The organism is Sphingopyxis sp. (genome assembly GCF_050725655.1).
Taxonomy (GTDB): Bacteria; Pseudomonadota; Alphaproteobacteria; order Sphingomonadales; family Sphingomonadaceae; genus Sphingopyxis.
On sequence record NZ_JBOHHT010000117.1, the window covers coordinates 23384 to 35829 of the forward strand.

The window sequence follows — 12446 nt, forward strand, 5'->3', positions numbered from 1 at the left end:
TTCCCTTCGTGCCTTCAGTCGGCCCAGGCTGCGTCCTCGAGGTGGAGTTCGGCGGCCGGCCGGCTGCCCCAATCGTCGCGTTTCGCGCGGCCCGCGAGCCACAGCTTGCGGCTGCCGCGTGCGTGGAGCAACGCCTGACCCAGCTCGGTCTCGGCGCTGCGGAACGCCACTGCCTTGAACCGCGCGCCATCGTCGCCCGACACGATCAGGCGGACATGGTCGGTGCCGACGATTCCGGCTTCGACGATTCGCACCGGGCCGGTCGCGACACGCGGTGCGGGCCAGCCGGCGCCATAAGGCCCCGCGCTCTCGATCGCGTCGCACCACAACGGGTTGATCCCGCGCGGCGCGAGCACTGCGTCGATCAACAGCGACTTGTCGCCGCTCGCGCGCTCGACGTCGGCGGCGAGGCGATCGTTGAGCCAGGCGCCGAGCGCATCGACCTTGTCGGCGGCGACGGTGAGGCCGGCCGCCATCGCATGTCCGCCGCCCGCGACGAGCAGCCCCGTCTCTTTCGCGGCGAGGATCGCGGCGCCGAGGTCGACGCCGCTGATCGAGCGCCCCGAACCCTTGCCGACGCCGTTTTCGTCGACCGCGATGACGATCGCCGGGCGGTGCAACCGTTCTTTCAGGCGCCCGGCGACGATACCGATCACCCCGGGGTGCCAGCCCTGTCCGACGACGATCGCGACGGGGGCGTTGCCGCACGCCGCGCTCGCCTCGATCGCCTGGTCGAGCACCGCGGCCTCGATCGCGCGCCGCTCCTCGTTGAGCCGGTTGAGTTCGACCGCGATGTCGGCGGCTTCCTGCGGGTCCGATGTCGTCAGCAGGCGCACGCCAAGGTCGGACTTGCCGACGCGCCCGCCGGCGTTGATCCTGGGACCAAGCGCAAAGCCCATGTCGCTCGCGCTCGGCGGCTTGGTGAGGCGCGCCGCGTCCATCAGCGCCGCGAGCCCGGTGTTGCCGCGCCGCGCCATCACCTTCAGCCCCTGCGTCACCAGTGCGCGGTTGAAGCCGGTGAGCCGCGCGACGTCGGCGACGGTGCCCAATGCGACAAGGTCGAGCAGGTCGATCAGCGCCGGCTCGTCGCGCGTCGCGAAGAAACCGCGTGCGCGCAGCGTGCGGAGCAGCGCCGCGCCGAGCAGGAAGGCGACCCCGACCGCGGCGAGATTGCCGTGGATCGCGGCGTCGGGTTCTTCGTCGAGCCGGTTGGGGTTCACCAGCGCGAAGGCCGCGGGCAGCGTCGTCGCGCATTGGTGATGGTCGACGACGATCACCTCGACCCCCGCCGCCTTGGCTTCGGCAATCGCGTCGAACGCCTGCGCGCCGCAATCGACCGTGACGACGAGCTTCGATCCCGCTTCGCCGATCTTGACCAGCGCCGCGCCCGAAGGACCATAGCCCTCCATCAGCCGGTCGGGGATATAGGCGCCCGCGGGCAGCCCCAGCCCGCGCAGCAGCCGCACGAGCAACGCCGCCGAGGTCGCGCCGTCGACGTCATAATCGCCGAAGATCGTCACCGCTTCCTTGCGCTCGACCGCATCGGCGAGCCGCGCGGCGGCGGCGTCCATGTCGCGGAACAGCGAGGGATCGGGCATGAAGCCGCGCAAGGTCGGCGTGCGCTGGCGGTCGAGGTCGTCGCGCGTCACCCCGCGCGCGAGCAGCAATTGCGTGACCAGATCGTCGGGCGCGAGATTCTCGGTCGCCATGTCGGCGCTCGCGCGGCGCCAGTGCCACGGCTGGCCCTTGATCGACCGCGTAATGCCCAGCGCCGTTTCGCTCATGACCGCGCCCTCGCGGCGAGGATGCGGGTGCGCAGGTCCAGCGCGGCGGCGAGCGGGATCGCGGGGATCTCGTGCGTCGCGAGCGAGCTGCCGCCGGGGACGCCGAAGACGAGCGTTGCAAGGCCGAGCGGGCGGAGGACGAAATCGCTCTTCAGGTCGACGCTCTGCACCGACGCGTGCGGCAGCAGCGTCGTCTTGGGTTTCCACGCACCGCGCCGGATCGCGACCTGTTCGCCAAGGTCGGCCCAGCGATGGAAGCGTGCCCCGAACAAGGATCCGGCGCCGATGAGCAGTCCTGCGACAGGACCGAACCAGCCGAGATCCTGCCCGAACGAAACGGCGACGAGGCCGCCCGTGGTCGCACCGACGGCACCGATCAGCCCGCCGAGCGCGACGATGCGGTGGCTGCGCTGCCACGATTGGCCGGCGTCGGGGCGCCGGATCGCGACCTCGTCCAGCACCGGGTCGATCGCGTCGAGCTTCGCAAAGGGCACGACCTGGTGATCGCGTTCCTTCCCGCCGTCGCTCGCGAGGCTTTGGAGGCGCAGTTCGTGCCAGCCGAAGCGCTGGCGGAACCAGCCGGTGACGAGGATCGCCGCCTGCACGCGCTTCACCGGCACCGCGACGTCGGTGCGCGTCGTGAGGCCGCGGGTGCGGCGCAGCGCGCGAGGTTCGCGCGTCAGGCGGAAATCCCAGTTGGCGAAAAACATCGTCGCGATCCCGCTCGCGAAACCGATCAGCAGCAGCGACAGCGCCGCGCCGACGCCCGCGATCCAGCGGTGCGCGAGCAGCCATTGGTCAAGCCCGTAATCCTCGGCGATATCGATCCAGTCCCTGGGGTTGAAGACGTTGAAGTCGAACGGCAGCAGCCCGTCGAAAAACTGCATGCCCGCGCCGACCACGGCGAGCGCGGCGAGCGAGAAGTTGAACAGCCCCGCAACCAGCAGCTGGCGCGGCCCCATCGCAAAGAGCAACCGGTCTTCGGTGGCGGGCGGTGCCTCGGGCGCATCGGCCGCAACGGGTACGGCGCTCGCCTCGCCGCTGCGGTGCGTGCGGATCGTCGTGCGCAGCGCCTGCGCTGCATCGAGCGCGATCGCGTCGAGGTTCGCGTCATTCTCCTTGCCGCCCGCCCCGGTCTCGAACCCGACCTTGGCGATGCCGAGCGCGCGCGACACCAGCCCCTGTTCGATACTGACGTCCTGGATACGGTCGAACGGGATGGTGCGATGCTGGCGCGACAGCACGCCGCTTTCGATCACCACCTCATCATCGCCGACGAGAAAGCGGAAACGCAGCCACTGGAACCAGGCGGCGAGCAGCGAGATCAGAAGGAAGGCGCCGATCGCGGGCACGATCCAGATCCAGTTGCCGGTAAAGCCGAGCGCAGCGACCGCGGGCAGGAAGTTGAGCGAGCGCGGCCCGAGTTTGACGACCGCGAGCGCGAGCGTCGCAGGGTGCAGCCGCTGCCAGTTCGGCTCGCCCCCAAAATCTGTTGAGGGGCTGGCGGGGAGTGCTGCGGCGGCGTCGCTCATGCGAAGTCGGTCTGGATATGCCGGCGGATCGTCTCGCGCATCGCGGCGGCGAGGTCGCTGTGCAGCCCCGGCAGCGTCACCGTGCTGTTGTGTGTTCCCGACGTGTGGACGATCAGGTGCGACAGTCCGAACCAGCGCTCGATCGGCCCTTGCCCGACGTCGATATGCTGGACGCGTACGAAGGGGACGATCGTGTCGGTGCGGAACAGCCAGCCGCGCGCGACGCGAAGTTGCCCTTCGCCGATCTTGTACCCCCAGCGCGACACGCGGCGCGAGGGAAAGCTGACGATCACGATCGCCGCGATCACCCACGCGGCCGCGGTGATCAGCCCGTACGGCCCCTCGAGATGCCGGATGAGCAGCGCGTCGAACACGCTCGCGCCGATTGCGAGCGGGATCAGGTTGAGCGCGGTCGCGATGCGCAGCACCTGCGCATAGGCGGGGTCGACCGGGTCGAGTCCCTCGGCTGCATTCAGCGCGTCGGGCGCGAAGGGATCGGTCGGGTACGCGGCGGGGGTGTCGGTCATATTCCTCCGTTAGTCGGTTACGTCCTCACGGCACAACCACATTGAAACGCGGGTCGCCGGGCGGGTGGAGCGCGAACCACGACAGGAACGCCATGCGATCGCCATCGATCCTGATCGCGCCCGACTGGAGCAGCGCGGGGAATTGCGCCTGCCCCAGCATCACATCGTCGAGTGTTTTGCGGTCGATGGTGATCGTCGCGGTCGGCGCGGCGTCGGTCATGCCGTAACGCGGCACCTCGACCCCGCCGCCGACGACGATCGCGACCGTCTCCTTGCTGTCGGGCAGTATGAACTGGAATGTCCCTTTTACCGCGCTCCCTTTCGCAGCGTCGAAGCGCGTCGCGAGCGCGTCGAAAAACACCGCGGTCGGGATCGCGCTGACGAAGCTGCGGCTCTGCCCGTTGCCCGACAGGCTTTCGACCGCGGTGCCGCGCAGGCTTGCGGCGGCGGCGAGATAATAGTTCCGCCACGCTCCTGACTCTGCCTGATAGCCCATCTGATCGTAGGCCGAGGCGAGTGCCGCGCGCGCATCCTTGTTGCCCGGCTCGGCAAAGACCAGCTTGTTCAAAAGTTCGGCCGCCCAGCGATAGTCGCCCGCCGCGATCGCTGCCTTGCCCGCCGCGAGCAGCTTGTCGGCACCGCCCGCGAGCGCGACATATTTGGGTGCTGACTGTTCCGGAGGCAGCGGGTTGAAATTGGCGGGATTGCCGTCCCACCAGCCGAAATAGCGCTGATAGGTGGCCTTCATGTCGTGGTTGACCGTCCCATAATAGCCGCGCGCGCCGAAGTCGGTCGCCTGCCCCGGTGCCTCGGGGGTAACATCGGCGAGCTCGTGGAGCGTCGCGCCGCGGTTGGCGAGGAACAAAGTCCGGTCGTGGACATAACGATAGATGTCGCGCTGGCTGGTCAGCAGGCTGCTGACCTCGCCCGCCCCCCACGTCGGCCAGTGATGCGACGCCATCGCGACCTCGGCCTTGCCGCCCCAGCGGACGAGCGCGGCGTCGATCACCTTCGACCAGTGCAGCGCATCGCGCACCTGCGCGCCGCGCAAGGTCAGCACATTGTGCAGCGTGTGGGTGACAACCTCGGTCGTGTGCAAAGCCTTATAGGCGGGGATATAGAAGACGAACTCCGACGGCGCCTCGGTCCCGCCCGCGTCGAGAAATTCGAACGCCAGCCCGTCGATCGTCAGCGTGCCGCCCTTTTCGCCCACCGTTTCGGTCGGCTCCATATAGCCGATCGTCCCCGACGACAGTTTCGGCCCGAGCCCGGTGTCGACCTGTCCCGCGGCTCCGGGCGCCAGGATCGACCCGAACATATACAGCGCGCGGCGTCCCATTGCGGTGCCCGCAAGGACATTCTCCGACGTCGCTTCCTCCGAAAAGCCGTGCGGCGCGATGATGCGGATCTTCTCTTTCTTCACCTGCTCGGGGGTGACGATGCCGCCGACGCCGCCGAAATGGTCGCTGTGGCTGTGCGAAAAGATCACCGCCCTGATCGGCAGCTTGCCCGCCTTCGCCTCGACCGTATCGGCGAACAATTTCCAGCTCGCCGCCGCCGCCTCTTCGGACAGCAACGGATCGACGACGATCCACCCGCTTTTGCCGCGGATGATCGTCATCACCGAAATATCGTAACCGCGGACCTGCCAGATCTTGCCCGGCACGACCTCGAACAATCCGTGCACCGCGTTCAGCCGCGCCTGCCGCCACAGCGACGGATTGACCGTATCGGGCGCCTCTTTGGCATTGAGGAAGGCATAAGGCCGCCGGTCCCACACCGTCTTGCCGTCCTTCCCCAAAATCACGCCGCCCGGAATTTCGGCAAGCTTGCCGCGCATCACATTGGCTTCGTCGCGCGGATCGCCGAGCGGCAGGCGTTTGGCGATTTCCGCCTGCGCGGTGCGCGTTGCCTCGCTCGCGGCGTCCTGCGCCACAGCGGCGAAGGGCAGGCAACTGGCGAGCAGCACGGTGGTCAATCGATGCATGATGTTCTCCCCCTTATTCGGGAGGCAGCTTGCGTCGCGTGCCGGTGCTTGGCAAGCATCGGTCCATGACCGACGCGCCGCACCTGCTGATCGCCTGGCACAGCCGCACTGGCGGCAGCAAAGCGCTGGCACGCGCCGCGGCCGACGGCGCCGGTACAGCGGCACGACTGGTCGCGGTCGAGGATGTCACGCCCGACCTGTTGCTCGCCGCGGGCGGTTATCTTTTCATCGGACCCGAAAATCTCGCCGCGCTTTCGGGCGCGATGAAGGAGATGTTCGATCTTTGCTATTATCCCTGCCTCGGCCGGCTCGAAGGCCGCCCGTATGCGACGATCATCTGCGCGGGCTCCGACGGCGAAAACGCGCAGCGCCAGCTCGACCGCATTGCCACCGGCTGGCGGCTGCGGCGCGTCGCCGATCGGGTGATCGTGAACACCGCGGCGCAGTCTCCCGAAGCGATACTGGCGCTGAAAACCATCGCGCCCGACCGGCTCGCCGAGGCACGCGATCTCGGCGCGGCACTCGCCGAGGGACTCGCGGCGGGAATTTTTTGAGCATGCCATCCATCATCCTGACTGTGTTATATAGATAATACAGAAAGGATGGGGCGGTCAAGCTGGCGGTCTTTGCAAGGTCGGCTTTGGAATGGTTGGCTGCTTTTCAATCACCCACTTCTGTCATCCCGGGCTTGACCCGGGACCCGCCTTCCTCCTGCCCGGCTCCGAAAATACAAGGCGGGCCCGGGGTCAAGCCCGGGGTAACGAGGATTGATAGGGCAGCTTCCGCTCGAACCCCGTCAGTGCGACCGATGCTCGCCCTTCACCCAGCGCACCGTGCCCGACGAGGCGCGCATCACGACGGTCTCGGTGGTCATCACGCCGTCGCGGCGGCGCTTGACGCCGCGCAGCAGCGATCCGTCGGTGACGCCCGTCGCGGCGAAGATCACGTCGCCCTTGGCGAGATCCTCAAGGTCATAGACGCGGTCGAGATCCTCGATGCCCCATTTCTTCGCACGCAGCCGTTCGTCGTCGTTGCGAAACAGCAGGCGGCCCTTGAACTGGCCGCCGACACAGCGGAGCGCCGCCGCGGCGAGCACGCCTTCGGGGGCGCCGCCCGAACCCATATAGATGTCGATATTGGTGTCGGGGTTGGTCGTCGCGATCACGCCGGCGACATCGCCGTCGGGGATCAGCGCGACGCCGCAGCCGATCGCGCGCAGTTCGGTGATGATCGCCTCGTGGCGTGGCCGGTCGAGCACGCAGACGATGATCTGTTCGGGCGGGCAGCCCTTTTCGCGCGCCACGGCCTCGACATTTTCGCGCACGCTGTTGCTGAAATTCACTATGCCCGGCGAATAGCCGGGGCCGACCGCGAGCTTGTCCATATAGACGTCGGGGGCGTTGAGCAGGCAGCCTTCTTCGGCGATCGCGAGCACCGCGAGCGCGTTCGGACCGGCCTTGGCGGTGATCGTCGTGCCTTCCAATGGATCGACCGCGATATCGATTTTCGGGCCCTTGCCCGGCGCGTTGCCGACCTTTTCGCCGATATAGAGCATCGGCGCTTCGTCGCGCTCGCCTTCGCCGATGACGATCGTGCCGTCCATATAGAGCGTGTTGAACGCGGTGCGCATCGCCTCGACGGCGGCAGCATCGGCGGCTTTCTCGTCGCCGCGGCCGATCAGCTTCGCGGCGGCGATCGCCGCGGCTTCGGTGACGCGCACCATTTCGAGCACGAGCACCCGGTCGAGGTTGCTGCCGGTATCCGTCATGTCTGCTGCTCTCCGTCTTTGGTCTTGCCTTGGCGCCCCGGTCGGGCATGGTGGGCGCCATATGGTCGCCCGCGCCGCTTGTCGAGGATACTTCGCCCGATTCGGAGCCGCTGTCGCGATGACCTGTGTCATTGGCATGACGGTGCCCTCCGCCAGCGCGCAGATGGCCGGCCCCCCGGCGCCTCCGCCGCCCAAATCCAAAGCCGACGAGGCGGCCGCGAAGGCCAGGGAAATGGTCGACCCGATCAAGCGTTGCAAACCCGCCGACGATGGTTCGATCAACGTGTGCGGTTCCGACACCGATCTGCACCGCCTGTCGCCCGAATTGCGTGCGATCGCGGGGATTGGGCGCTCGACCAAGGACAGCATCCCGCCCGCGCCCTACATCAACCCGACACCGCTCGATAAATTGCCCCACAACTGGATGTCGCTGGGCGGCCGGTATAAACCGGGGCCCGAATATAATGCGCTCTACGAAGCGGTGAAGCGCGCGACCGATCCCGAAACTGGCACGCCGCCGGAGCCCGAGCCGGAGCCTTAAAGCGCCAATATGGGCATATGCATCGGCGCGCCGACGACATGGTCCGATGCGCCGAGGATATCGAGCGCCGCATGGATCGTGCGGGCCGGACCTTCGTGGGTGACGAGCACGATCACGACGCCGCCTTCGTCTTCGCTGCCGCGCTGGATCAGGCTTTCGATCGAGACGCCCGCATCGCGCATCGCCGTCGCGATCTCGGCGAGCACACCGATGCGGTCCTCGACGATCAGGCGGACATAATGTTTGCCGATCCGCGCGCCCGCGTCGGCGACGGGTGCCTGATCGAGCGAATCGACCGGCATCGCAAAGGCGGGGCCATATTCGTCGCGCGCGATGTCGATGATGTCGGCGACGATCGCCGACGCCGTCGGGCCTGCGCCGGCGCCCGCGCCCTCGAAGAAGAGGCGGCCGACGAAATTGCCCTCGGCCACAACGGCGTTGAGCGCGCCGGGCACATAAGCGAGCGGATGGTCGGCGGGGACGAGGCACGGCTGGACATGCTGGTACAAACCATTCGCATCGCGCTCGGCCATGCCGATCAGGCGGACGCGATGCCCCAATGCCTCGGCCTCGCGAATGTCGGCGGCGATCAGCCCGCGGATCCCGTCGGCGGTCACCGAGCCGATGTCGAGCCGCGTCCCGAAACACAGCGCGGCGAGGATCGACAATTTATGCGCGGCATCGATCCCGTCGACGTCGAAGGTTGGATCGGCCTCGGCATAGCCCTCCGCCTGCGCGGCGCTCAGCGCATCGGCGAAGCTCGCGCCATTCCGCTCCATTTGCGTGAGGATATAATTGCAGGTGCCGTTGAGGATGCCATAGACGCGCGCGATCTCGTTCGCCGACGCGCCCTCGCGGATCGCCTTGATCACCGGGATGCCGCCCGCGACCGCCGCCTCATATTTCAGCGGCGTGTCCTTTTCCTCGGCGAGCCGCGCGAGGTCGAGCCCGTGATGCGCGATCATCGCCTTGTTCGCCGTGACCAGCGCCTTGCCCGCGCCAAGCGCATGGCGCGCCAGCGTCAGCGCCGGGCCGTCGGCGCCGCCGATCATCTCGACGATGACATCGACATCGTCGGCCGCGACAAGCGCATCCATATCGTCTTCCCAGCGATAGGGCGACAGGTCGACCCCGCGATCCTTGTGCCGGTCGCGCGCCGACAGCGCGACGATCTCGATCGCGCGCCCGGCGCGCCGCGCGATCAGGTCGCGGTTCGCCTCGAGCAGCCGCACGACCCCGCCGCCGACGACGCCAATACCCGCGAGCGCGACACGCAGCGGCGGGCGAGGGGCGGTCGGGGCGGAATAAGGCGACATGCGAAGGACTCCGTATAAGGCACGGAGCCTCGCCCCGCCGTTGCGAGCGCCCTATCGGCTTTTGTAATGGAAACAAGCCCGGCGCGCCTAGGGCTCGCCGAAGCTGAACTTTATTCGGTTATGGAAAAGCGGCCCGGTGCCGCCCTCGCCGTCAGGCGAAGAAAATCAACCCACCGGCGGCTTGCGCGTGCGCGTGCATTCGCCGAGCGCGCCGAGGATGACGCCATAGTCCGACGCCGCCTTGCGACGATCCTCGGGGGCGGTTCCCGCCAACTTGCTCAGCGGCAGCTGGCGCGGCAGCCCGCAGGCGAGCCGATACCAGGCGAGCGTCCCGCGCTGCGGCACCGCCGCCGATCCGTCGACGATCTCGCCGAACGCCGCCGCCCAGCGCCGCGACCCGTCGGCGGTGGTCAATATGGTCAGCGATACCGGCTCGCCGGTGCTGGTGTTGAGGAACAGCTGCGTCTCGCCTTCGCCGGGCAGGGTGCCGGGAACGTGGAAGCCGTTCGCGACGCCGGTGATCGCAGGCGGGGCGCCAGGCTTGACGAGTTCGGTCAGCACGGCGCGCAATTGCGCCTCGGTCGCCGGATCCCAGGGCAACTGCGCGTCGGGTGCGATCAGCTGGACGCTGCCGGTGTTGCTGCTGCCCGCCGTCGCGCCGGCGACAGGCCGGGCAAAGAGCAGGACGGGCTGTTTCTTCTTCAGCTTCGCCGGCTTTCCCTTGGCGTCGAGCGGCAGGTCAACGAGGTAGGAGATTCGCGCCGCGAGCGGTCCCGCGCCGCGAATCAGGCTGACAACGTCGGACTCGACATAGAATCGGGCGTGGCCCGTCGCGACTCCGGGTGCCTGGGCAGGTTTGAGCGGCGTGGCCTTATATATACGCGCGTGCAGCGCGATCGGCGCCGCGGTCGCCAGATCGGCGATGTCGGCATAGCTGTACGGACTGGCCGCCGCCGCCGCCGGGGGCGTCTGCATCGCGGAAACGCTTGGGATTCCAAGAGTTAAGGCGAGAATGCCGGCGATAGCGGCCGGGTGGGGGAGGCGCATGATCGTTCCACTTTCCGTCGTTTATGACACCGGTATCGGCGTTGAACTCCCCATCATGGGACAAGGCACATTAACCGCTGATAAAGGGTTTGCGAATGTGCCGCCACCGCGATAGGACGGGCCGCGAAGCGTCCGGCAAAAACATAATAAGCCGAACGTAGCGCCGTCGGGTCTCGCACAACGCATCGGAAATCATCCGGGCATTTGGCAACCGAACCCGTCGGCAGGGAATTGGTGTCAGGATGATCTAGCAAGGAGCGTCGTCCCTGAATGGCTTATGGTGATAATGTCGACCCTAAAAATAGGGTAGTGGCGATTGTCTTGGTTGGTCTGCTCACAGCGGTTCTAGGCTACGGCCTAGTTAACGGCTTGAATATCAGTATCGTCAAGAAACTCGCCGAAAAATTGGACGTGGTGGACGTTGAAGAGCCGCCGCCGCCGGAGGAACCCCCGCCGCCGCCGCCGCCAGACAACAAGCTGCCGCCGCCGCCGCCGGTCGTGACGCCGCCGTCGCCGATTCCGCCGCCGGTGACGACCAACACGATGCAGTCGGTGCCGACGCCGCCGCGCACGCCGCCGCCGCCGGTCTATACGCCGCCGGCTCCGCCTGCGCCGCCGCCGACGCCCGATATGAGCGCCGCCGGTACGCCGAAGGGCAACCCCGGTCGTTGGGCGACGAATGACGACTATCCGGCCCGTGCCATGCGCGAAGAGCGCGAAGGTACGGCTGGCTTCCGCGTCACCTATGGTGCCGATGGCCGCATCACGTCATGCGATATCACGGCCTCGAGCGGTCACGCCGATCTCGATGCCGAAACCTGCAAGCTCATCACGCGCCGTGGCCGGTTCAACCCGGGCAAGGATCGCGCGGGTAACCCCGTGGGCGGCAGCTACAGCAATCGTATCCGTTGGCAGATTCCGCGCTGATCGCGCGACCGGATCTGTGTTTCGAACTTATCGAATATTTTGAGAGGGATTTTCCAGTATGTTTAATCTGATCGCAAATGCCGCCGCCGCGGCAGCACCGGCCCACGAAGCGGGGCTCAGCCTGATGCCCGCCGCGATGTGCGTCAAGGAAGAGGGCGCGAGCCCCTATGGTCTCGTTCCCGCGCTGTGCGAAGGCGGCATCGTCTCGCAGGTCACCTTCCTCGTCCTGCTGATCATGTTCGTCGGCACGCTCTACATCCTGTTCACCAAGCTGTTCGAACAGAACAAGGTGATGAACCAGGGCAAGGCCGTCGACGCAAATTTCTGGCGCGCACCGACGCTGGCCGATGGCGCCGCGAAGCTCGAAAAGAACAGCGCCTACCGTCAGGTCGTCGAAGACGGTCTGCGCGCCAACGAAGAGCATACCAAGCTGACCGACCCTGTCGAATCGCATGACTGGATGCACGGCACGCTCGAGCGTTCGCAGAATCACATCAACTCGAAGCTCAACGGCGGCCTGGCCTTCCTCGCGACCGTGGGTTCGACCGCGCCGTTCGTCGGTCTGTTCGGTACGGTTATCGGTATTCTTCGCGCGCTCGTGAAGATCGGTGCATCGGGCCAGGCTTCGATCGACACCGTCGCCGGTCCGGTCGGTGAAGCTCTGATCATGACCGCCATCGGTCTGATCGTGGCCGTTCCTGCGGTGCTCGCGTTCAACTGGCTCCAGAGCCGCAACAAGGCGATCGCTCGCCGTCTGTCGATCTTCTCGAACGACGTTCTCGGTTCGATCATGTCGAACGGCCAGGTGAAGCCGGCGTCGCTGGCGCCCGCAAAGGCCGCTGCTCCGGCCGCGGCACCGAAGAAGGCCTGATCGGTCTCCTGGATCCCTGCCTTGTCGCCGCATGGCGAAAGGCGGGGTCCGTTGGACAGGGAAGGTGGGCTCAAGGCACGCCGTCCCGATGTCCGTGACAGAAATTTTGTGACAGGATGCTAATCCTATGGCGATGAGTGTAGGCG

General features: G+C 67.1%; 11 protein-coding genes. 4 read left to right on the top strand and 7 right to left on the bottom strand.

Features of this window, described 5'->3' with window-relative positions; genetic code table 11:
* Positions 1 to 14: 14 nt before the first annotated feature.
* Genes recJ through ACREBX_RS18360 form a run of 4 tightly spaced genes read right to left on the bottom strand, consistent with a single transcriptional unit; the run spans position 15 to position 5830 of the window.
* Complete coding sequence (gene recJ, locus ACREBX_RS18345; protein WP_431563172.1) at positions 15 to 1784, bottom strand: single-stranded-DNA-specific exonuclease RecJ; 1770 nt, start codon at positions 1782 to 1784, stop codon at positions 15 to 17.
* Complete coding sequence (locus ACREBX_RS18350; RefSeq protein ID WP_431563173.1) at positions 1781 to 3316, bottom strand: PH domain-containing protein; 1536 nt, start codon at positions 3314 to 3316, stop codon at positions 1781 to 1783. The genes recJ and ACREBX_RS18350 overlap by 4 nt, the downstream gene beginning before the upstream one ends.
* Positions 3313 to 3843: a PH domain-containing protein gene (locus ACREBX_RS18355; protein ID WP_431563174.1), complete on the bottom strand. Its 531-nt coding sequence runs from the start codon at positions 3841 to 3843 to the stop codon at positions 3313 to 3315. The genes ACREBX_RS18350 and ACREBX_RS18355 overlap by 4 nt, the downstream gene beginning before the upstream one ends.
* A gap of 25 nt (positions 3844 to 3868) precedes the next feature.
* Positions 3869 to 5830, bottom strand: coding sequence for an alkyl/aryl-sulfatase (locus ACREBX_RS18360; protein WP_431563175.1), 1962 nt, complete (start codon positions 5828 to 5830; stop codon positions 3869 to 3871).
* A gap of 65 nt (positions 5831 to 5895) precedes the next feature.
* Between ACREBX_RS18360 and ACREBX_RS18365 the strand changes: the two genes are divergently transcribed.
* Positions 5896 to 6384: a flavodoxin family protein gene (locus ACREBX_RS18365; protein WP_431563176.1), complete on the top strand. Its 489-nt coding sequence runs from the start codon at positions 5896 to 5898 to the stop codon at positions 6382 to 6384.
* Positions 6385 to 6626: 242 nt separating this feature from the next.
* Here the strand turns inward: ACREBX_RS18365 and glpX are convergent, their stop codons facing one another.
* Positions 6627 to 7598 carry a class II fructose-bisphosphatase gene (gene glpX / locus ACREBX_RS18370; protein ID WP_431563177.1) on the bottom strand — a complete coding sequence of 324 codons (972 nt, stop codon included), beginning with the start codon at positions 7596 to 7598 and terminating at the stop codon, positions 6627 to 6629.
* 118 nt (positions 7599 to 7716) lie between these two features.
* Between glpX and ACREBX_RS18375 the strand changes: the two genes are divergently transcribed.
* Positions 7717 to 8139 carry a hypothetical protein gene (locus ACREBX_RS18375; protein WP_431563178.1) on the top strand — a complete coding sequence of 141 codons (423 nt, stop codon included), beginning with the start codon at positions 7717 to 7719 and terminating at the stop codon, positions 8137 to 8139.
* Here ACREBX_RS18375 and ACREBX_RS18380 read toward each other — a convergent pair.
* Both ACREBX_RS18380 and ACREBX_RS18385 read right to left on the bottom strand, forming a co-directional pair.
* The gene (locus ACREBX_RS18380; protein WP_431563179.1) at positions 8136 to 9455 is read right to left on the bottom strand and encodes a homoserine dehydrogenase; all 1320 of its coding nucleotides are present in this window, start codon (positions 9453 to 9455) and stop codon (positions 8136 to 8138) included. The genes ACREBX_RS18375 and ACREBX_RS18380 overlap by 4 nt on opposite strands.
* Positions 9456 to 9620: 165 nt before the next feature.
* Positions 9621 to 10430, bottom strand: coding sequence for a hypothetical protein (locus ACREBX_RS18385; RefSeq protein ID WP_431563180.1), 810 nt, complete (start codon positions 10428 to 10430; stop codon positions 9621 to 9623).
* A 342-nt stretch (positions 10431 to 10772) separates the two neighbouring features.
* On the opposite strand from ACREBX_RS18385, the gene ACREBX_RS18390 reads away from it, so the two are divergent.
* Complete coding sequence (locus ACREBX_RS18390; protein WP_431563181.1) at positions 10773 to 11429, top strand: energy transducer TonB; 657 nt, start codon at positions 10773 to 10775, stop codon at positions 11427 to 11429.
* Between the two features lie 58 nt (positions 11430 to 11487).
* Positions 11488 to 12300 (top strand): MotA/TolQ/ExbB proton channel family protein, encoded by an 813-nt coding sequence (locus ACREBX_RS18395; protein ID WP_431563182.1) that lies wholly within the window; start codon positions 11488 to 11490, stop codon positions 12298 to 12300.
* Positions 12301 to 12446 lie beyond the last annotated feature (146 nt).

Coding starts and splice junctions, on each gene's coding strand:
- recJ (WP_431563172.1), bottom strand. CDS start 1,784: ATGAGCGAAACGGCGCTGGGCATTACGCGGTCGATCAAGGGCCAGCCG.
- ACREBX_RS18350 (WP_431563173.1), bottom strand. CDS start 3,316: ATGAGCGACGCCGCCGCAGCACTCCCCGCCAGCCCCTCAACAGATTTT.
- ACREBX_RS18355 (WP_431563174.1), bottom strand. CDS start 3,843: ATGACCGACACCCCCGCCGCGTACCCGACCGATCCCTTCGCGCCCGAC.
- ACREBX_RS18360 (WP_431563175.1), bottom strand. CDS start 5,830: ATGCATCGATTGACCACCGTGCTGCTCGCCAGTTGCCTGCCCTTCGCC.
- ACREBX_RS18365 (WP_431563176.1), top strand. CDS start 5,896: ATGACCGACGCGCCGCACCTGCTGATCGCCTGGCACAGCCGCACTGGC.
- glpX (WP_431563177.1), bottom strand. CDS start 7,598: ATGACGGATACCGGCAGCAACCTCGACCGGGTGCTCGTGCTCGAAATG.
- ACREBX_RS18375 (WP_431563178.1), top strand. CDS start 7,717: ATGACCTGTGTCATTGGCATGACGGTGCCCTCCGCCAGCGCGCAGATG.
- ACREBX_RS18380 (WP_431563179.1), bottom strand. CDS start 9,455: ATGTCGCCTTATTCCGCCCCGACCGCCCCTCGCCCGCCGCTGCGTGTC.
- ACREBX_RS18385 (WP_431563180.1), bottom strand. CDS start 10,430: ATGCAGACGCCCCCGGCGGCGGCGGCGGCCAGTCCGTACAGCTATGCC.
- ACREBX_RS18390 (WP_431563181.1), top strand. CDS start 10,773: ATGGCTTATGGTGATAATGTCGACCCTAAAAATAGGGTAGTGGCGATT.
- ACREBX_RS18395 (WP_431563182.1), top strand. CDS start 11,488: ATGTTTAATCTGATCGCAAATGCCGCCGCCGCGGCAGCACCGGCCCAC.